Annotated in this window: 28 protein-coding genes and 1 pseudogene; 13 read left to right on the plus strand and 16 right to left on the minus strand. The window is 63.7% G+C overall.

The features are described 5' to 3' along the window. Positions 1 to 177: 177 nt before the first annotated feature. The gene (locus tag BGI27_RS06120) at positions 178 to 819 is read right to left on the minus strand and encodes an RpiB/LacA/LacB family sugar-phosphate isomerase (protein WP_095524013.1); all 642 of its coding nucleotides are present in this window, start codon (positions 817 to 819) and stop codon (positions 178 to 180) included. A gap of 183 nt (positions 820 to 1002) precedes the next feature. On the opposite strand from BGI27_RS06120, the gene BGI27_RS06125 reads away from it, so the two are divergent. Both BGI27_RS06125 and BGI27_RS06130 read left to right on the plus strand, forming a co-directional pair. Continuing rightward, the gene (locus BGI27_RS06125) at positions 1003 to 1263 is read left to right on the plus strand and encodes a DUF2835 family protein (protein WP_223871632.1); all 261 of its coding nucleotides are present in this window, start codon (positions 1003 to 1005) and stop codon (positions 1261 to 1263) included. A 75-nt stretch (positions 1264 to 1338) separates the two neighbouring features. Next, positions 1339 to 2145 (plus strand): DUF3014 domain-containing protein, encoded by an 807-nt coding sequence (locus tag BGI27_RS06130; RefSeq protein WP_095524014.1) that lies wholly within the window; start codon positions 1339 to 1341, stop codon positions 2143 to 2145. A 3-nt stretch (positions 2146 to 2148) separates the two neighbouring features. On the opposite strand, the gene asd is transcribed toward BGI27_RS06130, so the two are convergent. Further along, on the minus strand, positions 2149 to 3000 hold the full coding sequence (gene asd, locus BGI27_RS06135) for an archaetidylserine decarboxylase (RefSeq protein WP_095524015.1): 852 nt from the start codon (positions 2998 to 3000) through the stop codon (positions 2149 to 2151). Between the two features lie 112 nt (positions 3001 to 3112). Here asd and BGI27_RS06140 point away from each other — a divergent pair, with 112 nt between their 5' ends. Further along, positions 3113 to 4366: a cystathionine gamma-synthase family protein gene (locus tag BGI27_RS06140; RefSeq protein WP_095524050.1), complete on the plus strand. Its 1254-nt coding sequence runs from the start codon at positions 3113 to 3115 to the stop codon at positions 4364 to 4366. A 39-nt stretch (positions 4367 to 4405) separates the two neighbouring features. On the opposite strand, the gene BGI27_RS18485 is transcribed toward BGI27_RS06140, so the two are convergent. Genes BGI27_RS18485 through BGI27_RS06150 form a run of 3 tightly spaced genes read right to left on the minus strand, consistent with a single transcriptional unit; the run spans position 4406 to position 5792 of the window. After that, positions 4406 to 4624: a hypothetical protein gene (locus BGI27_RS18485; protein WP_420886917.1), complete on the minus strand. Its 219-nt coding sequence runs from the start codon at positions 4622 to 4624 to the stop codon at positions 4406 to 4408. Further along, the gene (locus tag BGI27_RS18490; RefSeq protein ID WP_239591113.1) at positions 4621 to 4896 is read right to left on the minus strand and encodes a nucleoside 2-deoxyribosyltransferase; all 276 of its coding nucleotides are present in this window, start codon (positions 4894 to 4896) and stop codon (positions 4621 to 4623) included. Before BGI27_RS18490 ends, BGI27_RS18485 begins: the two co-directional genes overlap by 4 nt. After that, positions 4893 to 5792, minus strand: coding sequence for a recombination-associated protein RdgC (locus BGI27_RS06150; RefSeq protein WP_095524016.1), 900 nt, complete (start codon positions 5790 to 5792; stop codon positions 4893 to 4895). The genes BGI27_RS18490 and BGI27_RS06150 overlap by 4 nt, the downstream gene beginning before the upstream one ends. A 100-nt stretch (positions 5793 to 5892) precedes the next feature. Here BGI27_RS06150 and BGI27_RS06155 point away from each other — a divergent pair, with 100 nt between their 5' ends. The 3 genes from BGI27_RS06155 to murB are packed head-to-tail and all read left to right on the plus strand — an operon-like array spanning position 5893 to position 7352. Next, positions 5893 to 6108 carry a hypothetical protein gene (locus BGI27_RS06155; RefSeq protein ID WP_095524017.1) on the plus strand — a complete coding sequence of 72 codons (216 nt, stop codon included), beginning with the start codon at positions 5893 to 5895 and terminating at the stop codon, positions 6106 to 6108. 19 nt (positions 6109 to 6127) lie between these two features. Then, positions 6128 to 6301: a hypothetical protein gene (locus BGI27_RS06160; protein ID WP_170942970.1), complete on the plus strand. Its 174-nt coding sequence runs from the start codon at positions 6128 to 6130 to the stop codon at positions 6299 to 6301. Positions 6302 to 6329: 28 nt separating this feature from the next. Further along, positions 6330 to 7352: a UDP-N-acetylmuramate dehydrogenase gene (gene murB, locus BGI27_RS06165; protein WP_095524018.1), complete on the plus strand. Its 1023-nt coding sequence runs from the start codon at positions 6330 to 6332 to the stop codon at positions 7350 to 7352. Between the two features lie 16 nt (positions 7353 to 7368). Here murB and BGI27_RS06170 read toward each other — a convergent pair whose 3' ends face one another. The 3 genes from BGI27_RS06170 to ydiK form a co-directional block, all read right to left on the minus strand. Continuing rightward, positions 7369 to 7806, minus strand: coding sequence for a bacteriohemerythrin (locus BGI27_RS06170; protein WP_170942971.1), 438 nt, complete (start codon positions 7804 to 7806; stop codon positions 7369 to 7371). Between the two features lie 133 nt (positions 7807 to 7939). After that, positions 7940 to 8560 carry a GDSL-type esterase/lipase family protein gene (locus BGI27_RS06175; RefSeq protein WP_095524020.1) on the minus strand — a complete coding sequence of 207 codons (621 nt, stop codon included), beginning with the start codon at positions 8558 to 8560 and terminating at the stop codon, positions 7940 to 7942. Next, entirely contained in the window at positions 8557 to 9681 is a 1125-nt protein-coding gene (ydiK, locus tag BGI27_RS06180; protein ID WP_095524021.1) for an AI-2E family transporter YdiK, read from the minus strand. The genes BGI27_RS06175 and ydiK overlap by 4 nt, the downstream gene beginning before the upstream one ends. A gap of 130 nt (positions 9682 to 9811) precedes the next feature. On the opposite strand from ydiK, the gene BGI27_RS06185 reads away from it, so the two are divergent. From BGI27_RS06185 to BGI27_RS17945, 5 genes are all read left to right on the plus strand, one after another. After that, a complete protein-coding gene (locus BGI27_RS06185; RefSeq protein WP_095524022.1) occupies positions 9812 to 10483 on the plus strand; it encodes a glutathione binding-like protein in 672 nt (223 codons plus the stop codon). A gap of 170 nt (positions 10484 to 10653) precedes the next feature. After that, positions 10654 to 11670 (plus strand): thiosulfate ABC transporter substrate-binding protein CysP, encoded by a 1017-nt coding sequence (gene cysP, locus BGI27_RS06190; protein WP_095524023.1) that lies wholly within the window; start codon positions 10654 to 10656, stop codon positions 11668 to 11670. A gap of 174 nt (positions 11671 to 11844) precedes the next feature. Further along, a complete protein-coding gene (cysT, locus tag BGI27_RS06195) occupies positions 11845 to 12735 on the plus strand; it encodes a sulfate ABC transporter permease subunit CysT (RefSeq protein ID WP_223871633.1) in 891 nt (296 codons plus the stop codon). Between the two features lie 79 nt (positions 12736 to 12814). Further along, positions 12815 to 13240, plus strand: coding sequence for an ABC transporter permease family protein (locus tag BGI27_RS17940; protein WP_223871634.1), 426 nt, complete (start codon positions 12815 to 12817; stop codon positions 13238 to 13240). Continuing rightward, positions 13240 to 13656 carry an ABC transporter permease subunit gene (locus BGI27_RS17945; RefSeq protein WP_223871635.1) on the plus strand — a complete coding sequence of 139 codons (417 nt, stop codon included), beginning with the start codon at positions 13240 to 13242 and terminating at the stop codon, positions 13654 to 13656. The genes BGI27_RS17940 and BGI27_RS17945 overlap by 1 nt, the downstream gene beginning before the upstream one ends. A gap of 12 nt (positions 13657 to 13668) precedes the next feature. On the opposite strand, the gene BGI27_RS06205 is transcribed toward BGI27_RS17945, so the two are convergent. From BGI27_RS06205 to BGI27_RS06225, 5 genes are all read right to left on the minus strand, one after another. Then, a complete protein-coding gene (locus BGI27_RS06205) occupies positions 13669 to 14709 on the minus strand; it encodes a DMT family transporter (RefSeq protein ID WP_223871636.1) in 1041 nt (346 codons plus the stop codon). Next, a complete protein-coding gene (locus BGI27_RS06210; protein ID WP_095524025.1) occupies positions 14630 to 15016 on the minus strand; it encodes an RNA-binding S4 domain-containing protein in 387 nt (128 codons plus the stop codon). The genes BGI27_RS06205 and BGI27_RS06210 overlap by 80 nt, the downstream gene beginning before the upstream one ends. Before the next feature lies 1 nt (position 15017). Then, a complete protein-coding gene (locus BGI27_RS06215) occupies positions 15018 to 15422 on the minus strand; it encodes a VOC family protein (RefSeq protein WP_317984279.1) in 405 nt (134 codons plus the stop codon). Then, on the minus strand, positions 15419 to 16039 hold the full coding sequence (locus tag BGI27_RS06220) for a glutathione S-transferase family protein (protein WP_095524026.1): 621 nt from the start codon (positions 16037 to 16039) through the stop codon (positions 15419 to 15421). Before BGI27_RS06220 ends, BGI27_RS06215 begins: the two co-directional genes overlap by 4 nt. A gap of 101 nt (positions 16040 to 16140) precedes the next feature. Further along, complete coding sequence (locus tag BGI27_RS06225; RefSeq protein WP_095524027.1) at positions 16141 to 18093, minus strand: lytic transglycosylase domain-containing protein; 1953 nt, start codon at positions 18091 to 18093, stop codon at positions 16141 to 16143. A 50-nt stretch (positions 18094 to 18143) separates the two neighbouring features. On the opposite strand from BGI27_RS06225, the gene BGI27_RS06230 reads away from it, so the two are divergent. Both BGI27_RS06230 and BGI27_RS06235 read left to right on the plus strand, forming a co-directional pair. Further along, positions 18144 to 18743 (plus strand): 5-formyltetrahydrofolate cyclo-ligase, encoded by a 600-nt coding sequence (locus BGI27_RS06230; protein WP_095524028.1) that lies wholly within the window; start codon positions 18144 to 18146, stop codon positions 18741 to 18743. Then, positions 18740 to 19555, plus strand: a complete 816-nt coding sequence (locus BGI27_RS06235; RefSeq protein ID WP_141239728.1) for a secretin N-terminal domain-containing protein — start codon at positions 18740 to 18742, stop codon at positions 19553 to 19555. Before BGI27_RS06230 ends, BGI27_RS06235 begins: the two co-directional genes overlap by 4 nt. A 70-nt stretch (positions 19556 to 19625) precedes the next feature. On the opposite strand, the pseudogene BGI27_RS18645 reads toward BGI27_RS06235, so the two are convergent. From BGI27_RS18645 to BGI27_RS06245, 3 genes and pseudogenes are all read right to left on the minus strand, one after another. Then, a pseudogene (locus tag BGI27_RS18645) lies at positions 19626 to 20351 on the minus strand (efflux transporter outer membrane subunit); the annotation flags it as partial. A gap of 12 nt (positions 20352 to 20363) precedes the next feature. Continuing rightward, positions 20364 to 21029, minus strand: a complete 666-nt coding sequence (locus tag BGI27_RS18650; protein ID WP_317984280.1) for a TolC family protein — start codon at positions 21027 to 21029, stop codon at positions 20364 to 20366. Then, positions 21026 to 24184, minus strand: coding sequence for an efflux RND transporter permease subunit (locus tag BGI27_RS06245; protein WP_095524030.1), 3159 nt, complete (start codon positions 24182 to 24184; stop codon positions 21026 to 21028). The genes BGI27_RS18650 and BGI27_RS06245 overlap by 4 nt, the downstream gene beginning before the upstream one ends. Positions 24185 to 24196 lie beyond the last annotated feature (12 nt).

Raw genomic sequence — 24196 nt, forward strand, 5'->3', positions numbered from 1 at the left:
CCGCAGCAGCCAGACATACGCAAGATGATTGTCACCACGGTGCAGGCATGAAATGGCCCCTCGTTTCATCGCGATGCGATAGCCGGTCCCCCAGGGGGACACTTTTTCATCTTGGAGCGGTCCGGCGATGAAAAAGGGGAGCCCGCAGGCTCCCCTTGTGTGCAGACAGCTTGCCGATCAGGCAGCCAGCACGCCCTTGAGGTAGGCGGAGATGGCTTCGTCCTGGCTGTTGGCGAAGAAGTATTCCTGGAACTTCTCACCCGAGATGGCGGCCTTCAGCAGATCCTGGTCGACAGCCTTCAGTGCGCTCAGGAAATCCTTGGTGGCTGCAGCCTTCACATCCTTCAGGATGCCGCGGTTCTTCGCCATGATGGCAGCGCGTTCCTTCGGGTAGCCCAGACCACGCTCCCCTTCGAACAGCTTGCGGTAGCAGTCTTGCAGGTTCAGCTCGGCAGCCCAGCCGAAGCCCTTGGCGTAGGGCATGGAGATGGCGTTGCCGTCGTTGATCTGGCCGAACAGGAAGGCGTCGGTCGGATCGATCACCAGGCCGCAGAACACGCCGGGCATGGAGTTACAGGCCAGCATGGCGCCCATACCGGTGCCGCAGCCAGTCACGACGAAGTCGGCGGCCTTGGAGTTCAGCAGGATGCCAGCCAGCAGGCCGTTCATCACATAGGTGAGCGAAGCCTTGTCTTCCGGGGTGTACATACCGTAGTGATGCACGGTGTGGCCCAGGGGCTCGACGACAGTCTTGAGCGCGTTGTGAACGATCTCGGACTTTGCGGCCTGGCTGTTTTCAATGATGAGGGCAATCTTCATGGGTAATACCTTTCTTTCACAAAGACGACGCAAAACGTCGGTTTCCGAGGGCAGGAAGTGCAGGCGGAATACCTGACCCGCAACGCACCGCTGCTTATCGACGATGCAAGACCAATCAGGGTAAGCCCGTACAAGGCTAATTGCAAATCCGTTGAACTATACACGAGCCATGCAAACGCGGATTTGACGCAACTCGCACACGGACGGCATCCTTCGGCCACCATGCCACACTACGAATTCAGGCTCGCGATATCGCCCGAGCAGTACCTTGCCTACTACAAGGGCACGATCAAACAGGTGATCGTGACGTGCGACAACGGCCAGAGGCTGCAGTTTCCCGCCGCATTGTTGCGCCAGTTCGTCAGCCAGCACGGAATCCAGGGGAATTTCGAGCTTCAGTGTGACGAACAGGGCAGGAACGCGACACTCATCCGCAGACGTTAGAGGCAGTCGACAGCCATCTGCCGGAACCCCGGCGCCGGTTCGAGGTCGTCCCTATCTGCCTACAGGAGGAAAACCATGAAACGTTCGACGATCCTGATCCTGGCCTTGCTGGCCACCCTGCTCGGTGTTGGCCTCGGCTTCTACCTGCTGCGTCCGGCGCAGACACCGCCTCCTGCACCGCTGCCGGAGGCCGCGCCGGCAGTCCCCTTAGGCGAGCCTGCCGAGCCCGTGATCCGTCATCCGCTGCCCGAGCCGGCCACGGAGACCGAAGCCTCCGCACCGAACAGTCCTCCACCCGAACTGGCGGACATCCTCGGCGGGCAATTCGGTATGGAGGTGTTCGCCCGGCTTTTCTTCTCCGACAAACTGATCCTGCGCATCGTCGCCACCGTGGACAACCTGCCACGCCCCGAAGCGCCGGTCAGCATGTTCCCGCTGCGGCCCGTGGCCGGCAGCTTCCGCGTCGCACCGCACGGCGAAGACAAAGTGATCGCGCCCGAGAACGCAGTCCGCTACGCGCAGCACATGGCGTTGCTGCAGGCCTTGCCTCCGGCCACCGCCGCACGGATCTACATCCAGTTCTACCCGCGCTTCCAGCAGGCTTATCGCGAACTGGGCTATCCCAAGGCCTATTTCAACGACCGCCTGGTGGAGACCCTGGACAACCTGCTCGCCACGCCGGAGGCCATGCCACCACTGTCTGTCCAGCAGCCCAAGGTGTTCTACGAATTCACCGATCCCGTACTGCGCGCCACCTCGGCAGGGCAGAAGATCCTGCTGCGCATGGGGCCGGAAAATGCCGCCCAGGCGAAACAATGGCTGCGTGAATTCCGGCAGCACGTTGCTCGAGCGGAAGTACCAGCGGCAGGCGGCAATCCCTGACGATCAGCGCCGCCCGTATTCGCCCATCGCCTCGCCCATGCGCAGCGCAGCGCCCGGCTGCCAGGCCGGGTTGAAGGCCACGCCGGGCGCGGGGAACAGCATCACCACCGTGGAGCCGAGCAGGAAGCGGCCCATCTCTTCGCCCTGTACCAGCGAAACGTGCCGGTCGTCATAACGCCACTCGCGCAACTGACCGGGACGGGGCGGGTTGACCACGCCATGCCATACCGTGGCCATGCTGCCGACGATGGTCGCGCCCACCAGCACCAGCACGAAGGGGCCGGCAGCCGAGTCGAACACGCAGACCACGCGCTCGTTGCGCGCAAAAAGCCCTGGCACGCCGCGCGCGGTGGTCGGATTCACTGAAAACAGCTCGCCCGGCACATGGATCATGCGCCGCAGGCGGCCCCCCACCGGCATGTGGATACGGTGATAGTCGCGCGGCGAGAGATACAAGGTGGCGAAGCTGCCATCCTGGAACTGTGCGGCCAGCGTGGCATCGCCGCCGACCAGCGCGGTGGTGGAATAACGATGGCCCTTGGCCTGGAAGATCTGGTCGCGCTCGATACGGCCAAACTGGCTGATCGCGCCATCCACCGGGCAGAGCAGCCCGGCCTGTGCCAACGGGCGGGCATCGGCGCGTAGTGCACGGGTAAAGAATTCGTTGAACGTGGAATAGGCTTCGATCACCGGTTCGGCCGCCTCGGCCATGTTCACGCCATAGCGGCGCACAAAACCACGTATCACCGCCGTGGTAACACCGCCCAGACGCGCCGAAGCGAAGCGGCCCGCCAGTGCGGTGAGGGCCTGTTTGGGCAAGCAATACTGAGGCAACACCTTTAGGCGATCGGACATGACGGCATCCCGCGACGGAAAAGGCCGCCATTGTAACGACTTGCGATCCCTGTGCCGTTCGCCCGTGAGCGGGCCTAGAATGCCGCTTTCTCCCCAAAAGAACAGCCAGATCATGAATCGCAAAGGCTTCACCACCAGCATCCTGCACAGTGATCGCACCGGTGGCATCGAGCACGGCTCGCTGCACAAGCCGGTCCATAGCTCCATCACTTTCGCCCAGCCCACGGCCGCGGACATCGCCGCAGTCTTCCAGGGGCGCCAGGCCGGGCTCACCTACGGTCGGCAGGTCAACCCGACCACGTCCGCGCTCGAGAAGAAACTCACCCTGATGGAAGAAGGGCTCGCCACCTGCTGCTTCGCTACCGGCATGGCCGCCATCAGCACCACCATGCTGGCGCTGCTACGCAGCGGTGACCACCTGGTTTCCAGCAGTTTCCTGTTCGGCAACACCAACAGCGTGTTCAACACCTTTGCCAACTACGGCATCGACACCAGCTTCGTCGATGCCACGGCCGTGGCGAACGTGGAGGCCGCGCTGCGCCCCAACACCCGCGCGGTGTTCGTCGAGACCATCGCCAACCCCTGCACCCAGATCAGCGATCTGGCCGGGATCGGCAAGCTGTGCGCCGAACGCGGCCTGCTGTTCATCGTCGACAACACCATGACCAGCCCATGGAACTTCCGCCCCAAGAGCGTGGGCGCTGGCCTGGTGATCAACTCGCTGTCGAAATACATCGGCGGGCACGGCAATGCGCTGGGCGGCTCGGTGACCGAGACTGGCGTATTCGACTGGCAGGCCTTCCCGAACATCCTCGATATCTACAAGACCGGCCCGGCGCACAACTGGGGCATGCTGCAGATCCGCAAGAAAGGGCTACGCGACCTGGGCGCCACGCTGTCACCGGATGCCGCCAGCCAGATCGCCTTCGGTGCCGAGACGCTGGCTCTGCGCCAGGAGCGCTCGGCCAGCAACGCGCTGGAACTGGCGCACTGGTTCGAAGCACACCCGGCCGTGGCACAGGTGTTCCATCCGGGGCTGGAAAGCCATCCGCAATATGCGCGTGCGCAACGCTTGTTCCGCCATGCCGGCTCGCTGATGAGCATCGAACTGCGGCCCGAGGTCGACTGCTTCCGCTTCCTCGATGCCCTGGAGCTGGTGGTGATCGCCAGCAACCTGGGCGACAACCGCACGCTGGCGATTCCCGTGGCGCACACCATCTACTACGAGATGGGGCCGGCCCGCCACGCCGAGATGGGTATCACCGACGGCACGGTGCGTTTCTCCATCGGTATCGAGGATATCGACGACCTGCTCGCCGATTTCGGCCAGGCCTTGGCGCAGGCACAGACGCCGAAGGCTCCATAGTGGCTGCTTGCGGGCGGGGTCCAGCCTCGCCCGTGACATTCACGCGGCAGCCGCGTCATCCAGCATGGTCAGCGCCTCGGCCAGACCGCCACGCACGATGCAAGCGGGCACCGCCAGCATCAGATTGACCGGTAAACCGAAGTCTTCCACCTGCTCGCCATTGCAGTCGAACAGGCGTCCGCCCTCACGGCGCAGTGGGCCACCCTGCCAGCGCTCCACACACTCGGGGATTCCCGCATGCGCCAGATAGCCGATCACCGGCTTGCCCAGTGCGCAGGCATAGCCGACCTCGAAACAGGTGCCGGAATCCGGCTCTGCCCCGCGAAAGACGTTGAGATATTGGCCAGCACCACGTCAGCCGCCGCGATCAGTGCCAGATTCTGGGCGTAGATCTCGCTCGCCGTGCTGGCGCCGCCGTCCAGCGGCACCAGCGCCTCGTGGCCATGCGCGCGGCACTTTGCCCGGACCTCGTCGGCCCAGGCGAGCGCATCCGCGCGGAATACATCGGGGCCGGCGAGATACAGCTTCATACGGTGCGCACTTCTCCGCCAAGCGCCAGCATCAGGGCCGGGATCAGGCGGCGCAGTTCGCCGGCCATCAGGGCAAAGTCGGCATCGAACTGCTCCTCGCGCGTCTTCGCGTCGCCCTCTTCCTTGGCGTTGAGCGTTTCCAGCGGTTGCACGCGCTTGAGCTCGAACTTGTCGGTGAGGATGAAGGAGAGCTTGTCGTCGAAGGTCAGCGCCAGCTTGCTGACCTGCTTGCCGGCGGCGATGTGCTCGCGGATCTCGTCCCCCTCCAGACTGTGGCGCACATAACGCACCGCACTGGCTTCATCGGTGACGGCGCGCAATTCGCAATCCTGGTCGATGGTGAAAGCGCCGGGCGCTTGATTGCCGGCCAGCCAGCCCGTCATCGCGGCACCGGGGGAGAGTTCGGTATTCAGCAGCTTCAGCGGCAACTCGTCCATGGCCTTGTGTAGGGCTTCCAGCACCGGCTCGGCGGCCGAGCGGCTGGCGGTGTCGATGGCGAGCCAGCCATCCTTCGGATCAATCCAGGCGAAGACCTTGCGGCGGCGCGTGAAAGCACGCGGCAACAGCTCCATCATCACCGCCTCCTTGACCTCCTTCATCTGCTTGCAGCCGGGTTTGAAACCCTGCTGGGCCTCGATCTCTTCGGCCTTGTCCTCGCATACCTGCTTGACCACGGAAGCCGGCAGCAGGCGTTGTTCGACGCCCAGGGCGATCAACCACTGACCGCCAACGCTGTGCACCAGGCTGTCATGGATCACGGGCGCCCAGCCTTGGCTGGCCATGTCCTGGCTGCCGCAGGGCTGGAAGGCCAAGCGGCCAAGCTGCTCGGAGAGCTGATCGATGGTCATGTCCCAGTTTTCGGGCAGGCGGTAGAGTTGCAGGTTACGGAACCACATTGTTCGTGAGCGGGGAGAGAAAAAGGAAGGCGCGATGATACGTCCTGGCGCCTCCGGATGCAGTCTCCCTGCCGCGCAAATTTGCCCGGGAGAGAACCTCATGTACCGCCACGCCACGACGCTCTGTCTTTGCTGCCTGCTGGCCGGCTGCGGCGCCAGCGAAACCGCCGTCACCGCTGCGGCAGTGGCCAAGGGGCAGGCAGAACAGGCCAAGCAGGCACAGCAACAGATGCAACAGATCCAGCAGCAGCTCGATGCCGCCAATGCCCAGGCCGAAGCCCGGCAGCAGACGCTGGAAGCCGCCGCCAGCCAATGACCACAACCAGGAGTACGCCATGAAACCTCGCAACAAACCCCGCAACCCGATGGTGCCCGCACTGCAGCAGCGCAACGGCGCCGGCCCGCACCAGAAGAGCAACAAGGCACGACGGCTGGCCGCGCGACGCCAGTTGCAACGCAAGCTCGGGGACGAAGGAGGTTTTGCCCAGCATGCCGGACGGGTGTGCTGAGCAAAACCCCCTTCGGTACAATCCGCGCATGCCCTTCCCTTTCCAGCAGGATTTCCCCCTAGCCCCGCTCAACACCTTCGGCTTGCCGGCGCAGGCGCGCCGCTATGCGGAAATCCAGTCGCCCGGCCAACTCGTGCAGCTGGTCCGCAGCGGCGAGCTGGAAGGCGAGCGTGTCATCGTGCTCGGCGGTGGCAGCAACGTGGTGCTCTCGGGCGACCTCGACGCCACCGTGCTTCGCATCTGCATCCGTGGCCGCGAACTGATCGGCAGCGATGACGATCATCACTTCGTGCGTGCCGGCGGCGGCGAAAACTGGCCGGACTTCGTGCGCTGGACGCTGGAGATGGGCTGGCCCGGGCTGGAAAATCTGTCGCTGATCCCCGGCACCGTGGGCGCAGCCCCGGTGCAGAACATCGGCGCCTACGGCATGGAGGTCTATGAGCGTTTCCTTCTGCTGGAAGCCGTCGACCTCAAAAGCGGCGCAATCATCAGCTTCAGCTTCGACGACTGCCACTTCGGCTACCGCGACAGCGTGTTCAAGCAAGAAGCTGCCGGCCGATTCGTGATCACCGCGGTGACCTTCCGCCTGCCCAAGCGCTGGACGCCACTGACGCGCTATCTCGACGTTTCGCGTGAGCTGGCCGCACGCGGCATCATCGATCCCACGCCGCTACAGATCTCGGATGCGATCATCTCCATCCGCCAGCGCAAGCTGCCCGATCAGGCCATTCAGGGTAATGCAGGCAGTTTCTTCAAGAATCCGGTGGTCAGCGCTGAATGCTTCGACAAGCTGCTTGCGCGACATCCCGCCATCCCCAGCTTCCGCCAGCTGGACGGCAGCATCAAGCTGGCTGCGGGCTGGCTGATCGAGGAGGCCGGCTGGAAGGGCCGCGCGCTCGGCACGGTTGGCGTATCAGCGGATCACGCGCTGGTGCTGGTCAATCTGGGAGGCGCCACCGGCGCCGATGTGCTGGCGCTGGCCGACGCCGTAGGCCGTGACGTGGCGGACAGGTTCGGCGTCCATCTGGAGATGGAACCCATCCTGCTCTGAAAAGCTGGCGTGCACGTCAGCGAAAGCGGCGGAAGAAGCGGCTCAGCAAGGAGCCGCTGCTGCGTTTTTGCACATACTCGGCATAAGCGCGGTCAGACCCCTGGATATGGTCGATGAGCCAGTTTTCCAGAAAACGCAGCAAATCCAGTGACAGCTGGCCGGCGGCCTGGGCACCGCGCTTCTCGCGCTCGATGCGCGTCACGAAGGCTTCATGCTCCCGCACGTGGGCTTCCACACCTTTGTAGCCAACCGCACGCATGAAGGCTTCTTCATCCCGGAAATGCTCACGCGTGTAATGCTCGAGCTCCTCGAGCACCTTCATCACCGCCTGCGGATCAGCCTTGGCGATGATCAACCGCCAGACTTCATTGATCAGATCCAGTAAGGTCTGATGCTGCTCATCAATCCCGTCCAGTCCCAGGTTGAACTCCGACTTCCACCGCACCAGCTCCATTGACTTCTCTCCACCTGCTGTCACCGGTCTCATACCGGGCCGGCGAGTATAGAAAGCGGCACAAGATCAGGAATTTGAGCGCCCGCAAAAGCGGGTGGAAGAAAACTGTGTCAGCCTGTATCGCCAGGCGGCATCACAACCATCCAGCCTGCACCAGGCGCTTGCGCAACAGCTCGGCCATGTACTCATAGCCCTCGGCATTGGCGTGTATGCTGTCGGCGCGCAGCTCGGGGCGGGAGAGCGTCTGCGCCACGGCATCCGGCAACAGCAACACCTGCTGCTCGCCTGCCAGCGCCGCATACAGCGGGTGATCAGACAGCACTCCGAACAGCGCGGCGCCCAGCGAAGGCGCGGGAATAGCCACCAGCGCCACATGCGCGCTCACAGCGCGTGCCTCGTCGAGCATGGCGGCAATGTTTTCGCGCGTCTGCGTTTCGGGCACCCGGCGCAGGAAATCGTTGCCGCCGATAGCCACAATCACAGCATCCGGCCTGTACTGCGCCAACAGAGCACCGAGCCGCTCGCGCGCATCCTCACTGCGATGGCCGGGTACGCCGGCATTCACCACCTGCCAGCCGGTTTCGCGTGCCAGCACGGCTGGCCAGGACAGCTCGCGCGTGGCCCCGGTGCCTGCCACCAGGCTGTCACCCACCACCAGCACGGTGGCTCCGGGTGGCAATTCAACCTGTTGCTGCCGCTGACCGCAGGCCGACAGCAGCAGGCAAAGCACGATCAGGAAGCCACGGCGTTTCATTCGTCAGGCGCCGGTGTGGCAGGTGCCGCCCCGGCATCCAGCGTGCCTGCCTCCTCCGCGGACGTTTCTTCCAGCCAGGCTTCCAGCAGCGTGTAGGCCACGGCCAGGATTAGCGGGCCAAGGAATAGCCCGATCAGCCCGAAACTGATGATGCCGCCGATCACGCCGGCGATGATCAGCAGCAGCGGCAGATCTGCACCACGCCTGATCAGCCAGGGGCGCAGGAAATTGTCGAGGTTCACCACCAGCAGCGTCCACACTGTGAGGAAAACGGCCCAGCCGGTGTGGTCGCTCCAGAACAACCAGATCACTGCCGGAACCAGTACCGGCCCGGCACCCAGTTGCGCAATGCAGAGCATGAACATCAGCGCGGTGAGCACGGTGGCGAAGGGAATGCCGGTCAGCACCAGCCCGATCCCTCCCAGCAAGGCCTGTATCAATGCAGTAACGCCGACCCCCAGCGCCACCCCGCGGATGGCCCCCGAGGCAAGTGTTCCCATCGCAACAGCCCTTTCACCCCCCAGGCGATGCAGCACACGCCGGAACAGCAGCGCAGCGTCTTCGCCACGCGCATACAGCACGGCCGACACGGCAATGGTCAGCAGGAACTGCAGCAGCATCATGCCCATGCCGCCAACTCGGGCCGCGAACCAGCGCGTCATGTCGCCCGCATAGGGCGCCACGCGGCTGGCAAGCCCCTGAAGGCCCGAAGCGGCGAACTGTTCCCACAGTGCGGACAACGAGGTGCCGACCAGCGGCAAATCCTTCATCCAGTCCGGTGCGGCAAGCGCCTCCTGTCCCTGCAGCGAAGCCCCCAGCGCAACGATGCGATCCGCGTTCTCCACCAGCGTCACTATGGCGGCGGTCAATGGCAGGAACATCGCCATCAGCAGTCCCAGGGTCATGGCCGTCACCGCCGCCCAACGGCGCCCGCCGAGGTAACGCTCCACACTCAGCATCAGCGGCCAGGAGGCCACAACGACCATGATCGCCCAGGTGATCGCCAGCATGAAGGGCAACAGGATCCACAGACTGGCACCGATCAGCACCGCGCCGAGCAGGATCACCAACAAGGTACGGGCAAGATCGTTGGGCAAGAGATGGCTGTCGTGCGGCTGCATGGCAGGACTCCGACGTGGAAAGCGTCCATCATAAGGGAATCCCTGGAGCGCCAGCCTCGCACTCGGCGGGCTTGCCCGGGCGGGAGACATCCCGCACGATGGGGGCTCCTCCCACATCACCGCCGCCGAGATGATCGACCTTTTCTACGCCCCCACGCCGAACGGCCACAAGATCACCATCCTGCTCGAAGAGCTGGGCCTGCCCTACCGGATCATCCCGATCAACATCCGCAGGAACGACCAGTTCCTGCCCAGTTTTCTTGCCGCGGCACCGAACAATCGCATCCCTGCGATCGTCGATCACGACTTCCCGGGCGGCACGCTGCGCCTGATGGAGTCCGGCGCCATCCTCACCGTGGAAGCCGAACTGCATGGGCGCTTCCTGCCTGCAGCTGGCCATGCCCGCGCACAGGTGCTGCAGTGGTTGAACTGGCAGATGGGCGGGCTGGGTCCGATGGCCGGGCAGAATCATCATTTCGGCCAGTTCGCGGCAGAGAAGATCCCCTACGCCATCAAGCGCTACGTGGACGAAACCGCCCGCCTGTATGGCGTGCTGGAGCGCCAGCTGACAGGCAAGGACTACGTGGCCGGTGAATACTCGATTGCCGATATGGCCATCTATCCCTGGGTACTGCTGCACGAACGCCAGCAGATGAACATGGCGCAGTTCCCCAACATCGTCGCCTACCTCGCGCGCATGGGGGCACGGCCGGCGGTACAACGTGCCTATGCGCACGGCGCGGCCTTCGACTGGGAAGCCAGCCTGGATGAGGCCAGGCTGCAAACCTTGCTGGATGCCTGACGAACGACAAGCCCGGACGGGAAGCAGCGGATCATCCGTCCAGGGACGATCCACCGCGGGTTATGCCAAAAATGAATAACAAAACAAAGACAAGTTCTATTTTGCAATATAACAACAAGGCAGAATGAGCTCGTCTTACCGCTTTGTTCAGATCCCGAGAGAGAGAAATCATGTTCAAGAAACTGCTGCTTGCAACCGCGCTTGGCGCCACCGTGTTCGGTAGCGGCGCTGCCCTGGCCCAGAAGAGCCCTCCGCTGCTCAACGCTTCGTACGATATTGCCCGTGAGCTTTTCGCCGCCATCAATCCGAAGTTTGTCGCCTACTGGAAGCAACAAACCGGCGAAACGCTGGTGATCGATCAATCGTTCGCCGGCTCATCCCGCCAGGCACAGGACATCATCCAGGGCAAGAAGGTCGATACCGTCACCTTCAATCAGGTCTCCGACGTCGACATCCTCACCAAGCACAACCTGGTCGCCAAGGACTGGGCCAGCAAGTTCCCCAACAACGCATCGCCCTACTACAGCACCATCGCCTTCCTGGTGCGCAAGGGCAATCCGAAGAACATCAAGACCTGGGATGACCTCGTCCGTGATGATGTGAAGCTGGTCTTCCCGAATCCCAAGACCTCCGGCAACGCGCGCTACAGCTATCTGGGCGCCTGGCTGTACGCCAACGAGAAGTTCGGCGGAGATGACGCCAAGACCCGCGCCTTCGTCGGCAAGCTGCTGCACAACGTCGAGAACTTCCCCACCGGTGGCCGCGGTGCCACCGTGGCCTTCGCCCAGAACGGTCAGGGCGACGCATTGCTGACCTTCGAATCCGAGGTGGTCAACATCGCCAACAGCGACGAGTTCAAGGCAGGCGGCTACGAAATCGTGGTACCGCCGGTCAGCGTGCTGGCCGAATTCCCGGTTGCAGTAGTCGACAAAGTGGTAGATGCCAAAGGCACCCGCAAACAGGCCAGGGCCTTCCTGCAGTTCCAGTACACCAAGGATATCCAGGAGCTGCTGACGACCTTCAACTACCGCGTGCATCATCCGGACGTGGTGAAGGCAACAGCCAAGCAGTTTCCGGAAGTCCGCCTGATCAACCCGAACAAGGTCCTGGGCTCCTGGGACGACATTACCACCAAGCACTTCGCCGCCAACGGCGTGCTGGATCAGTTGCTGGCAGCCAAGCGCTGATCGTCCTTCCTCGATGAAGCCCGGCTCGGCCGGGCCTCATGCAGCCGGATCGCCGTTCGCCTGTATCATTGGCGGCAGCGTTTCCGGCTTTCTGCTTTCCTGCCCGTCACTCTGGCGGACGGCGCAGCCTGCCGTTCCGCCCGTTTCCCCTCATGAACCGATAGGGTAATTCCCGTGCCGCATTCCGCCGCCGCCCCCTCACCGGTCGCCCGGACGCGCCAGCGCCGCAACTGGTTTTTCCTGCAGACGCCGATCTTGCCCGGTTTCGGCCTGAGCTTCGGCCTCAGCTCACTGTACGTCTCGCTGATCATCCTGTTTCCGATCTCGGCCCTGCTGATGTACGTCAGCGACATGACCTGGGCCCAGTACTGGCAAGCGATCACCGATGTACGCGTGCTGGCCAGCTACCGGGTGACGCTCAGCGGAGCCTTCTACTCGACGATCTCCGCCACGCTGATCGGCCTGCTGCTGGCCTGGATCATCACGCGCTACGACTTTCCGGGCCGACGCATCCTCGATGCACTGATCGACCTGCCCTTCGCCCTGCCGACGGCGGTGGCCGGGCTGACGCTTTCGGTGCTGCTTGTGCCGGGCGGCTGGCTGGGCAAGATCTTCGCCGCCCCTTTTGACATCAAGATCGCCTACGCCTACCCCGGCATCCTGATCGCGATGACCTTCACCAGTCTGCCCTTCGTGGTACGCACGGTGCAGCCGGTACTGGAAGACCTCGGTGACGAGTACGAAGAGGCCGCTGCCACGCTGGGCGCCCGCCCCGGGCAGATCTTCTGGCGCGTGGTGCTGCCGATGCTGGTGCCTGCCCTTGTCACCGGTGCTTCGCAATCCTTCATTCGCAGCCTCGGTGAATTCGGTGCGGTGATCATGATCGCCGGCAACATCCCGTTCAAGACGGAAGTCTCTTCTCTAATGATCTTCGTGCGTCTGCAGGAATTCAATTACCCGGCCGCTGCCGCGATCGCCTCGGTGATCCTGCTGGCCTCGCTGACCCTGCTGTTTACGCTGCAGGTTGTGCAGGAACGCCTGCTGGGATGGGGAAGACGCGGATGAAAATAGCCCCTCAGAGCCATCGCAATGCGATGGCCCGGTCCCCCAGGGGGACGCTTTTTCATCTTGGGACGGCCCGGCGATGAAAAAACCTCGACACTGGCATCAGTGGGCGCTGATCCTGCTCGGCCTGGCATTGGCGACGCTGCTGCTGATCGTGCCACTGGCGCTGATCTTCACCCAGGCGCTGAGTGGCGGCCTGTCGCTGCTGGCTTCCAACCTTGGCGAGCGCTACATGCTCCATGCCATTTGGCTCACCGTACTGGCGGCAGGCCTGACGGTGCCCATCAACCTCAGCTTCGGCATCCTGCTCGCCTGGTGCGTGACGCACTACGATTTCCGGGGCAAGAAACTGCTGACCACGCTGGTCGACATCCCTTACGCCACCTCGCCGGTGGTGGCCGGCCTGTGCTACCTGGTGGTGTATGGTGTGGAAAGCACGGTCGGCGGCTGGCTGTCATCTCATGACGTCCAGATCATCTTCGCCTGGCCGGGGGCATCGTACTAATGACGATCTTCGTGACCGCTCCCTATGTCGCACGCATTCTCATCCCGCTGATGCAGGCGCAGGGCAGCGATGAGGAATATGCCGCGCTGAGCCTGGGGGCCAGCGGCTGGAAGATCTTCACCCGGGTCACGCTGCCCAACATCAAGTGGGCACTGCTGTACGGTGTGGTCGTCACCAATGCACGGGCGGTCGGCGAATTCGGTGCCGTGGCCGTGGTTTCCGGCACCATCATGAACCAGACGCTGACGCTGCCCCTTTTGGTCGAACAGCTCAACAACGACTACAAGACCGCCGCCGCTTTCACTGCGGCTGCATTGCTCGCCTGCATGGCGCTGGTGACACTGCTGCTTAAGACCTGGATGGAATGGCGCCAGCAGGAACGCGAGGCGGAATTGCCCGTCTCCCGCCCGGTCTGATGCAAGGCCACATCAACCGCGACGATTGCTGAGAATCACCCCGGCAATCGTCACCACGCCGCCGACCAGTACGGACAGTCCCAGACGCTCGCCAAGCAGCAATGCGCCGAGCAGCACGCCGGATACCGGCACCAGATTGATGAAGGCGGCAGCACGCGCGGCGCCGATCTTGTGCACGCCCTCGGTGAACCAGGTGTAGCTCAACGCGGTTCCGCAGAAGCCGAGGAAGAAAAGGCTACTCCATGCCTTCGGCGAATAATCCGGCAGATGCGTAAAGAATCCCTCGCTCACCGCTGCCGCGCCCAGCATGGCACAGCCGAACACACAGGAATAGAAATTGGCGATCAGCGCCGAACGGGTCCGGGTGGCACACCGCCCGATGAAAGTGAAAAAGGCCCAGCACACAACACAACCCACGATCAACAACTCACCCACACCCATCTCACCGGCCAGCAAGGCCTGCGGCCGGCCATTCGACACGACCAGCAGACAGCCGCACAACGCCAGCACGATACCGATGGCCTTGAGCCTGTTCATGGCCTCGCCGAAGAAGGCCCAGGCCGCCAGAGCCACGATGGCAGGATTCAGCGCAACCACCAGCGCACCACGGCCAGCCGGGATGTGCTGCAAGCCGTTGAGGAAGAAATAGTTGTACGCAAAGATGCCCGTGAATCCCATGGCTGCGGTGGTCAGCCACTCGTCCCCTCGCAAGCGCGGAATGCCGCCCTCCAGACGCCAGGCAAACCAGCCCAATGCCAGTGTGGCGATCAGAAAGCGGACGAAGGCAGCCGGAAAAGGGTGTGATCTCCTGCACCACCACGCGGGCAGCCACCCAGGTCGCCCCCCAGAAGAATGCGGAGAGGATGAGCTTAAGATAGGTGATCGGATGCGCGGGCTGCATGGCAAAACCGGGATGAGGCCGGAAGCAAAGGACGAAATTCTACGCCGCTGGCACGCTGCGCCGCAGCCGCGCCTAACCGTCGCGCCAGCTGTCGATGCGGCGACGATCGCGTTTGGTCGGCCTGCCGTGAATCTCGGCGGCCGGCTCCACACGCAATTGGCGCAGCTCCAGCGCCTGCACGCGTGCAGCAATGCTGGCCTCGGTTTCGCGATACAGCGTGCGAGCCACCGTGGCGGGTCCGCGTTTTTCGGAAAGATCCTCGACGATCAACTCCCAGTTCAGATCACCGATGCTGAGTGCCACACGGTCACCACGCTTGACCTCCTTGGCCGGCTTCACGCGCACGCCATTGAGCTGTACCCGCCCACCTTCCACTGCATCGGTGGCGAGACTGCGGGTCTTGAAGAAACGCGCGGCCCATAGCCATTTGTCAATGCGCACACCAAGTAGCCCAGGCATCTCACTCGATCCAGAAATGAGGATTCCAGGCGACTTCCCAGAAGAAACCATCGGGATCGCTGAAATACCCGGAATGGCCTCCCCAGAAAACATCCTGCGCGGGCTTCACGACCTTTCCGCCGGCCGCTTCAGCTTCGGCCAGCACCTGCGCCACCTCCTCTCGCGTGCGCACGTTGTGCGCCAGCGTGATGCCGCGAAAACCTCTACCCTCTGCCGGACAACCCACGTCTTCGGCCAACGACTCTCGTCCGTAAAGCGAAAGCCACAGACCATGCAGGGCAAAGAAAGCCACGTTCTCGTTACTCTGCGACTGCAGGGGGAAACCCAAGCGAAGATAGAAATTCCTTGCCCGGGGCAAATCCTCGACCCCGAGCGTGACCAGACTGATTCTGGGCTCCAGACTCATGCTTGCCGCTCCAGTTGCGCAGCCTTCTTCCAAGCCTGCACGTGCGGATGCGCCAACACGCTCTGGCAGTAGGCCTGAGCCAACGGTGTCAGCGCGACGCCATAGGTTTCGAAACGCAGGCAGACCGGGGCGAACATCATGTCCGCGATACTCCAGGCGCCAAAAAGATAAGGGCCGCCGAGCCCCTGATCACGCCGGCAGTCTTCCCAGATCATCTGGATTCGGGCGATATCGGCTGCACAGGCGTCGCTGGGCATGACGCCCGGCAGGCTGGCACCGGCGTCCATGGACATTTCGTTGCGCAACGCGGCGAACCCGCTGTGCATCTCGGCACTGACGGAACGCGCCAACGCACGCGCGGCCGCATCCTGCGGCCACAGCTGGGGAAACTCCTCGGCCAGGTATTCCGCAATGGCCAGCGAATCCCACACGGCAAGTCCGTGCTCCAGCAGACAGGGCAGCTTGCCCGAAGGGCTCCAGCGCAGGATCTGGGTCCGCGTATCCGGCTGCCGCAGGCGCACCGGCACCTCCTCACAGGGCTTGCCGGTCGCCTTGACGGCCAGCCAGGCGCGCATGGACCAGGAAGAAAAACGTTTGTCGCCAATGATCAGTTGCATGGTGCGCAGCAGGAAATGAGGAGCAAAGCCTGCCCTCAAGGGCAGATGACGGAATTATTGCATAGTCCATTCAATGCCGTGTGAATACGCCGGAGCCACCGTCATGGCCCGTCATCCAGGCCTGCCACGGCAGCATTGGCTGCGGGAATCCGCCCCAAGCGCGCCAGCAATGCCACCGGACGTCGCTCGAACAATGTGGCATACAACTCGGCGTTGGCCATCACCTTCTTCACGTAGTCACGGGTCTCGTTGAAGGGGATGGTCTCGATGTAGATGGCGCCTTCGAGCGGACGGCTGTCCCGCCAGCGGCGTGCCCGCGAAGGGCCGGCGTTGTAGGCCGCCGAAGCCAGCACGGGATGATTGTCCAGCTGGTCGAGCACATAGCGCAGGTAGGCAGTGCCCAGTTGCACGTTGGTATCGATGCGAGTCAGCCAGCCGGGCTCGTAATTCGTCCAGCCCTGCTTCTTGGCGATCCATTGCCCGGTTGCCGGCATCACCTGCATCAGCCCTTGCGCGCCGACACCGGAGCGTGCCACGGGCAGGAAGCGGCTCTCCTGGCGCACAAGACCATACACCCAAGCCAGATCCAGATCGCGCGCCCGCGCCTCACGCGCAAAGGCTTCGTAATGAGGCGCCAGATAGCGCAGTGCGTAGTCATGTTCATCGCGCGTACGTTCGGCGGCAGCGATCGCGCGGTCATACAGCCCGGCACGGCGGGCGTATTCCGCCGCAGCCAGCAGGGTACGGTCGTCCACGCCACGCAAGCCCCAGTTCCACTCACGCAGACCTTCGGTGCGCAGCTCCAGCCGGAACAGCGCCTCGGCGCGGCGCACCTCCGCCAGCGCCGCCACGCGTGCGACCTCATCAGTCCTGGCGGGCGACGCGGGCGCGGGCCAGCGGTATTCGCGACCCAATGCCTCGGTGGCCAGAATGCCGTAGAAGTCCGGCCGATCCGCAAAACGCTGGAATTGCAGCCCAGCTTGTTGGGTACGCCCCTGCTCCAGCAGGGCACGCCCAAGCCAGTAGGACCAGTCAGGCGTATCCCGCAGATTCGGATTCATGGCTTCAATGGCCTGCTGCAAACCACGCCAATCCTGTACCCGCAGCGAAGCGCGCGCACGCCAGGCCTGCTGCTCTTCACTCATCTCGCCATTGCCACCGGCACGCGCGAACCACTGCCGAGCCTCGGGCTCGCGGGACTGCGCCCCCATCCAGCCAATCTGCCCCCAGAGGTAAGCCTTATCGGCGTCGCTCAGCAGGTTCGAAGACAGGCCTTCGAGACGGGCGGCCGCTGCTTTTGCATCGAAACGCGCCAGACGCGACACGGCAGCGATCAGCAATTCACGATCCATGCGGGTCGATACGCGGCGCGCGGCAGGCGAGGCCAGGTAACGTACAGGCCCGTCGACCAGACGCTGCAGATCACGCATATCGGGCACCGCCTCACCCGGCAACCAGCTCAGCGTCTGACGTGCCGAGGTGTAGCGGCGCATCTCGATCTGGCGCCGGAAGCGCTGCCAGACGTCATCGGCGGTGAAGCGCCCGGCCGCCACGCGTTCACGCAGTACAGATTCGCAGGTATCGGGCAGGTCGAGCAGGGTAAGCCATTGGGCATTCAGCGCCAGCAGCGCCGTCGGCCCTTCGCTGTTGCCGGCCTGGATGGCCAGGCATTGCTGCGCCTGCTCGGGCTGGGTCAGCAGCGCATATTCCGCGTTCAGCTCATCCCAGCGCTTGTCGTGCCCCAGACGCCGCACCCATTCGTTGCGCAGCCGCTCGGCCAGCACGCCCCCCGCATTCTGATAAAGGAAGCCGCGTACCGCATCGGCATCCACAGGCTCGGCCAGACGCGCGATGCGCGCGGAAAGTGCCCAGTACTGGACATAGATTTCGAGCGGATGATTCGAGGTTTGCGCGGCCAACGCCTGCAAACGCGTCAGATCGCCCTTGCCTGCGGCCTCCCTGGCCGCCAGCACGCGATCATCCCCACTCTGCGCCAAGACCGGCGCAACCATCCACCAAAGCGCTGCGCATGCCGCGCCAAGCTGCAACTTCATGACTTAAGATTCCCCAGATTCGACTCGCCCTGGCCAAGCCAGCTTAGCACGTGCAAGCCTCCAGTTCCGACCGCTCCAAGCTGCGCAAGACACTGATCGCACGCCGCGAGGCACTACCCGACGCCTTGCGGATGCAGCATACGGCTGCCATCCACGCCGCCCTGCGCCCACTGCTCGAAGGGCTGGCCGTCTCCCGCGTGGGTTTCTGCTGGCCCTACCGTGGCGAGGTGGACCTGCGCCCCGCACTGCTCGCCTGGCTGGCTGCTGCCCCGCGAAGACTGCTGGCGCTGCCTGTGGTTCCGGACCAGGTGGGTGCGCTGGAGTTCCGCCACTGGTTTTCCGACACCCCTCTGGCCAGCGACCGTTTCGGTATCCCGGCACCAATTGGGACTCCACGCGTGGAGCCCGAACTGTTGCTGGTGCCGGTGAACGGCTTCGATGCCCGTGGATACCGCCTGGGTTACGGCGGCGGGTTCTTCGACCGGACACTGGCGGCATTGCAGCCTGCTCCGATCACGGTCGGCGTGGGGTTCGAACTGTCCCGTCTGACGCAGGTCGACGCCCAAGCACATGATCGTCCGCTGGACTGGATTCTCACCGAAGACGGTTGCCAGCCCTGCCAACGTGAGGATGGAGGAATCGCGCCATGAATCCACACACTTGCGCTGTCCGCGTCTGCATGTTCCTGCTGACGGCCACGCTATCCCTGACCGCGGCAGCCCAGACGCGGCTTGAGATCATCCCCTTGCAGCATCGCCTGCCCGAGCAGGTCCTGCCGGTATTGCAGCCGCTGCTGGAGCCGGGAGAATCGCTTTCAGCCATGAGCGGCAAGCTGATCCTGCGTGCTTCCCCCGCCAGCATCGCGCGCGTGCAGGAAACCCTGGCTGCCATCGACCAGCCAGCCCGGCGCTTGCTGATCACGGTCCGCCAAGGCAGCACACAGGACGAATCCCGCACGCAGGCGGATGTACGGGGTGATCTGCGGATCGACCCGCAAGGCGTGCAACCCCGCATCCGCCTCGATGCCGGCAATCAGCGGACACAAAACCGCAACCAGGGCGAACAGCAGGTACAGACCGTGGAGGATGGCGAAGCGCTGATCACACTGGGCACGTCAGTGCCGACTCCCGTAGAACGCGTGGAGTACGGCCCGGGCGGCGGCACGATAATCCGCGAAACCCGTTACGTGCAGGCCGCCAGCGGCTTCATGGCACGCCCACGCCTGGCGGACGAACGCGTGACGGTCACCATCGCGCCACAACAGGCACGGCTGACGCAGGGCGGACGCATCCAGGGCAGCGGACTTTCCACCACGGTCTCCGGCCGTCTGGGTGAATGGCTTCCGCTTGGCAGCGTATCCGTGCAGGGCTCGCAACATGGCAGCGGCACCGGTGGGTATCAGCGCAGCGAAAGTACCGGCAGTGTCGATTACTGGTTGCGCGTGGATCTTCTGGCGCCCTGATCCGGCCGCGCCAGAAAAAAGGCCTGGGCGTATGCCGCCCAGGCCTGTCTGCCAGCAGTCTCTGGTGAGCTCAGTGCTGCTGTGTCACACCGCCGCCCAACACCTTGTAAAGGGTGACGAAATTGCCCAGTCTGGCCTGACGCGCGCTGAGCAGCCCCTGGCGGGCGGAATACTCGCTGCGCTGCGCATCAAGCACGGTCTGGTAACCATCAACGCCTTTGTCGTAACGCGCTTCAGACAAACGCAGGGCCTCGGCCGAAGCCTTGCTCAATGCCCGCTGGGCGTCCAGTTGCTCGCCCAGGGTCGCGCGTTGCGCCAATGCGTCCGCGACCTCCCGGAAAGCGCTCTGGATAGCCTTTTCGTACTGCGCCACCTGGATGTCGCGACCAGCCTCGGCGGAAGCCAGCGTAGCACGGTTGGAGCCGGCGTTGAAGATCGGCAGTGTGACTTGCGGCACGAAACTCCAGGTACGAGAGCCGGCCTGGAACAAATCCCCCAGCTCGGGACTGGCGTAACCGGCGGAGGCCGTCAGGCTGATGCGCGGGAAGAAAGCTGCACGCGCTGCTCCGATGCTGGCATTGGCTGCAATCAGCTGCTGCTCGGCGGCACGCACGTCAGGCCGCGCCAGCAAGGTATCGGCCGGCAGGCCGGCGGGTAGCTCGGCCAGCGCGGTGATCTGCTCGGGCAACTTTGCCGGCAACAGGTCGGGCGACACGGACTCGCCGACCAGCAGCGTGAGCGCGTTCTCGTCCTGCGCCACGGCGGTGGTGTAGCTCGCCACTTCATAGCGTGCCGATTCGACCGTGGTTCAGGCCTGTGCCAGATCCAGCGCGGAGACAGTACCGGCATTGAAACGGCCCTGCACCAGGGTCAGCGCATCCTGCTGCGCCTTCAGCGTCGCCTTCGCGACCTCCAGGCGTTCGCGATCGGTCGCCAGCGTGAGCCAGGCTCCCGCCACTTCGGCCACCAGGCTCAGCTCCACGCTGCGCTTGGTTTCCTCGGTAGACAGGAACTGCGCCAGCGCCTGATCCCTGAGGCTGCGCACACGGCCGAACACGTCCAGCTCCCAGGCCGAGATGCCGACGCCAGCGCTGTAGGTGTGGCTGACGGTATCGCGCCCGGTCGAGGACATGGCCGCCGGCGTACGCGAGGCAGTTTCGGATGCGGTGGCATTCACGGCCGGGAACAGCGCGGCACGCTGGATGCCGTACTGCGCACGTGCCTGCTCGATGTTCGCGGCCGCCACCCGCAGATCACGGTTGCTGGCCAGCGAGCGCTCGATCACGGCACGCAGGCGCTCATCGCTGAAGAACTCCTGCCAGCCGATGCTGGCCGCCGCACGGTCGCCAGCACCCGGCGCCTGCCAGGCGGCAGGCACGGGAGCAGCCGGGCGTTCATAGGTCGGCGCCAGAGAGCAGCCGGCCAGCCAGAATGCCGCCAGGCAGAGGCCGATTTGCTTGTTGTGCTTCGTCATTGCTGTTCCTCCTCTTGCTTCGCCTGCTGCTTTGCCTGCACGTAGCGCGGCACCTTGCCCTTGAAGAGCTTGCGCACGACGACGAAGAACACCGGCACAAAGAAAATGCCCAGGATGGTGGAGGAAAGCATGCCGCCCAACACACCGGTACCGATGGCGTTCTGACCGCCCGAACCGGCACCGCTGGCGATCACCAGCGAAACCACGCCAAGGCCGAAAGCCAGCGAGGTCATCAGGATCGGACGCAGGCGCTGACGTACAGCCAGCATCGTGGCTTCGATCAGATCCATGCCTTCATCCTGCAGATGGCGAGCAAATTCGACGATCAGGATGGCGTTCTTGGACGCCAGACCGACCGTGGTCAGCAAGCCCACCTGGAAGAACACATCGTTGGACAGGCCGCGCCCGCCGGCAGCCAGCAGCGCGCCGATGACACCCAGCGGCACCACCAGCATCACCGAGAACGGCACGGACCAGCTTTCGTACAGTGCAGCCAGGCAGAGGAACACCACCAGCAGCGAGATCGCATACAGCATGGGCGCCTGCGAGCCGGCCTGTCGCTCTTCGTACGAAATGCCGGTCCATTCGTAGCCGACCCCCGGCGGCAGCTTGGCCGCCATTTCTTCGACCAGGGCCATGGCCTCGCCGGTACTCACGCCCGTAACCGGCTGCCCCACGATATTCATCGAGGAGACACCGTTGTAGCGTTCCAGTCGGGGCGAACCGTAATCCCAGCGGCCCTTGGCAAAGGCGGAGAACGGCACCATCTTGCCGGCGTCGTTACGAACGAACCATTTGTCGAGGTCTTCCGGGCTCATGCGCGCACTGGCCTCGGCCTGGATATACACGCGCTTGATACGCCCCTTGTCCACGAAGTCGTTGATATAGGAGCTACCCCAGGCGGTGGACAACGTGGTGTTGATGTCAGACATCGCCAGCCCCATGGCCATCGCCCGCTCCGAATCCACGTCGATGCGGAACTCGGGCATGTCTTCCATGCCATTGGGACGCACCCCGGTCAGGCGCGGCTCCTGCATCGCCATGCCCAGCAGCTGATTACGCGCGGCCAGCAACGTCTGGTGGCCAACGCCGCCACGATCCTGCAATTGCAGGTCGAAGCCGCTGGCATTACCCAGTTCCATCACGGCAGGCGGCGCGAATGCAAACACGCTGCCATCCCGGATCTGCTGCATGAACGCCATCATGGCGCGTCCGGCCACAGCCTTCACTCGCAGGTCGGCACGATTCCGCTCCTTCCAGTCCTTGAGCATCACGAAGGCCAGGCCGGCGTTCTGGCCTGAACCACCGAAACTGAAGCCCGCCACGGTAAATACCGCCTGCACGGCATCCGCTTCCTTGTCGCGGAAATGCGACTCCATCTGCTTGAGTACTTCGAGCGTTCGCTCCTGGGTGGCACCGGCCGGCAACTGCGCCTGCACGAACAGTACGCCCTGGTCTTCATCCGGCAGGAAGGCGGTAGGCATGCGCACGAACAGCACGCCCATGCCGACCACGATGAGCAGGTAGATCACCATGTAGCGACCGCGCTTGCCCAGCATGCGCTGCACTGCGTTGGCGTATTTGTGCTGACCGGCGTCGAAGAGGCGGTTGAAACCACGGAAGAACCAGCTTTCGGAGAAGTGCGCGCCCTTGTGCACCGGTTTGAGCAGCGTGGAACACAACGCCGGCGTGAGCACCAATGCCACGATCACCGACAAGGCCATGGCCGAAACGATGGTGATCGAGAACTGCCGATAGATCACCCCCGTGGAGCCACCAAAGAATGCCATCGGCACGAACACCGCAGAGAGCACGAGACCGATACCGACCAGTGCGCCGGTGATCTGGTCCATGGACTTCTTGGTCGCCTCATAAGGCGAGAGCCCCTCCTCGCTCATCACCCGCTCGACGTTTTCCACCACCACGATGGCATCGTCCACCAGCAGACCGATCGCCAGCACAAGGCCGAACATGGTCAGCACGTTGATCGAGTAACCGAAGGCGGCAAGTACGCCGAACGTGCCCAGCAGCACCACGGGCACGGCGATGGTCGGAATCAGCGTGGCGCGGATGTTCTGCAGGAACAGCCACATGACGAGGAACACCAGCACCACGGCCTCGACGAGCGTCCACACCACTTCCTCGATGGAGATCTTGACGAAAGGCGTGGTGTCGTAAGGAATCACCGACTTCATGCTCGCCGGGAAGAACGGCTCGAGCTCGGCAATCTTGGCCTTTACCGAATTGGCCGTGCTCAGGGCATTCGAGCCCGCAGCCAGACGCACGGCCATACCGGCGGCCGGCATGCCGTTGTAACGCGAGACGACGCTGTAGTTTTCACTGCCAAGCTCGGCACGAGCCACATCACCCAGACGGACCAGGCGGCCTTCGCTGGTGGTTCGCAGGATGATGTTCTCGAACTGCTCCGGAGTCTGCAGACGGCTGGCAACGTTGATCGTGGCATTCAGTTGCTGCCCCTGGATCGCCGGCGTGCCGCCCAGCTGACCAGCGGAAACCTGCACGTTCTGTGTCTGCAGCGCCGAACTCACATCCCCGGGCGTGAGCTGGAAGGAGGCCAGCTTGGTCGGATCCATCCAGATACGCATTGCATACTGCGAACCGAACATCTGCACTTCGCCCACGCCCTCGACGCGGCTGACCGGATCGATGACGTTGGCGGCGAGATAGTCCGCCAGGTCGATCTGCTTCATGGAGCCGTCTTCGGAAATGAAGCCGACCACCATCAGGAAGTTGCGGGCGCTCTTGGCAACCGTCACGCCCTGTTGCTGCACTGCCTGGGGCAGCTGCGAGAGCGCGCTCTGCAGCTTGTTCTGCACCTGCACCTGGGCAATGTCCGGATCGGTATCGGCGCTGAAAGTCAGGGTGATATTGACGTTCCCCGCCGAATCACTGGTCGACCCCATGTAAAGCAGGCCGTCCAGCCCTTTCATGCGCTGTTCGATGATCTGCGTCACCGAGTCTTCGAGCGTCTTCGCCGAAGCCCCCGGGTAGCTGGTCGTCACCGCGATGGTCGGTGGGGCAATCGTTGGATATTGGGATACCGGCAGCGTCTCGATGGAGAGCAGACCTGCCAGCATGATGACGATGGCGATCACCCACGCAAAGATCGGGCGATCGATGAAAAAACGGGCCATGGTGGACTCCTA

The organism is Candidatus Dactylopiibacterium carminicum (assembly GCF_014736495.1).
GTDB classification, from domain to species: domain Bacteria; phylum Pseudomonadota; class Gammaproteobacteria; order Burkholderiales; family Rhodocyclaceae; genus Uliginosibacterium; species Uliginosibacterium carminicum.

Bases quoted from the DNA above. Each gene is read 5' to 3' on its own strand.
- BGI27_RS06140 (WP_095524050.1), top strand. From the start codon at position 3,113: ATGAATCGCAAAGGCTTCACCACCAGCATCCTGCACAGTGATCGCACC.
- BGI27_RS06210 (WP_095524025.1), bottom strand. From the start codon at position 15,016: ATGCCTGGGCTACTTGGTGTGCGCATTGACAAATGGCTATGGGCCGCG.
- BGI27_RS06215 (WP_317984279.1), bottom strand. From the start codon at position 15,422: ATGAGTCTGGAGCCCAGAATCAGTCTGGTCACGCTCGGGGTCGAGGAT.
- BGI27_RS18650 (WP_317984280.1), bottom strand. From the start codon at position 21,029: ATGACGAAGCACAACAAGCAAATCGGCCTCTGCCTGGCGGCATTCTGG.
- BGI27_RS18490 (WP_239591113.1), bottom strand. From the start codon at position 4,896: ATGAAGCTGTATCTCGCCGGCCCCGATGTATTCCGCGCGGATGCGCTC.
- BGI27_RS06220 (WP_095524026.1), bottom strand. From the start codon at position 16,039: ATGCAACTGATCATTGGCGACAAACGTTTTTCTTCCTGGTCCATGCGC.
- BGI27_RS06235 (WP_141239728.1), top strand. From the start codon at position 18,740: ATGAATCCACACACTTGCGCTGTCCGCGTCTGCATGTTCCTGCTGACG.
- ydiK (WP_095524021.1), bottom strand. From the start codon at position 9,681: ATGCAGCCGCACGACAGCCATCTCTTGCCCAACGATCTTGCCCGTACC.
- murB (WP_095524018.1), top strand. From the start codon at position 6,330: ATGCCCTTCCCTTTCCAGCAGGATTTCCCCCTAGCCCCGCTCAACACC.
- BGI27_RS06170 (WP_170942971.1), bottom strand. From the start codon at position 7,806: ATGGAGCTGGTGCGGTGGAAGTCGGAGTTCAACCTGGGACTGGACGGG.
- BGI27_RS06150 (WP_095524016.1), bottom strand. From the start codon at position 5,792: ATGTGGTTCCGTAACCTGCAACTCTACCGCCTGCCCGAAAACTGGGAC.
- BGI27_RS06155 (WP_095524017.1), top strand. From the start codon at position 5,893: ATGTACCGCCACGCCACGACGCTCTGTCTTTGCTGCCTGCTGGCCGGC.
- BGI27_RS06175 (WP_095524020.1), bottom strand. From the start codon at position 8,560: ATGAAACGCCGTGGCTTCCTGATCGTGCTTTGCCTGCTGCTGTCGGCC.
- BGI27_RS06185 (WP_095524022.1), top strand. From the start codon at position 9,812: ATGATCGACCTTTTCTACGCCCCCACGCCGAACGGCCACAAGATCACC.
- BGI27_RS06225 (WP_095524027.1), bottom strand. From the start codon at position 18,093: ATGAAGTTGCAGCTTGGCGCGGCATGCGCAGCGCTTTGGTGGATGGTT.
- BGI27_RS06160 (WP_170942970.1), top strand. From the start codon at position 6,128: ATGAAACCTCGCAACAAACCCCGCAACCCGATGGTGCCCGCACTGCAG.
- BGI27_RS06245 (WP_095524030.1), bottom strand. From the start codon at position 24,184: ATGGCCCGTTTTTTCATCGATCGCCCGATCTTTGCGTGGGTGATCGCC.
- cysP (WP_095524023.1), top strand. From the start codon at position 10,654: ATGTTCAAGAAACTGCTGCTTGCAACCGCGCTTGGCGCCACCGTGTTC.
- BGI27_RS17945 (WP_223871635.1), top strand. From the start codon at position 13,240: ATGACGATCTTCGTGACCGCTCCCTATGTCGCACGCATTCTCATCCCG.
- BGI27_RS06120 (WP_095524013.1), bottom strand. From the start codon at position 819: ATGAAGATTGCCCTCATCATTGAAAACAGCCAGGCCGCAAAGTCCGAG.
- BGI27_RS17940 (WP_223871634.1), top strand. From the start codon at position 12,815: ATGAAAAAACCTCGACACTGGCATCAGTGGGCGCTGATCCTGCTCGGC.
- asd (WP_095524015.1), bottom strand. From the start codon at position 3,000: ATGTCCGATCGCCTAAAGGTGTTGCCTCAGTATTGCTTGCCCAAACAG.
- BGI27_RS06130 (WP_095524014.1), top strand. From the start codon at position 1,339: ATGAAACGTTCGACGATCCTGATCCTGGCCTTGCTGGCCACCCTGCTC.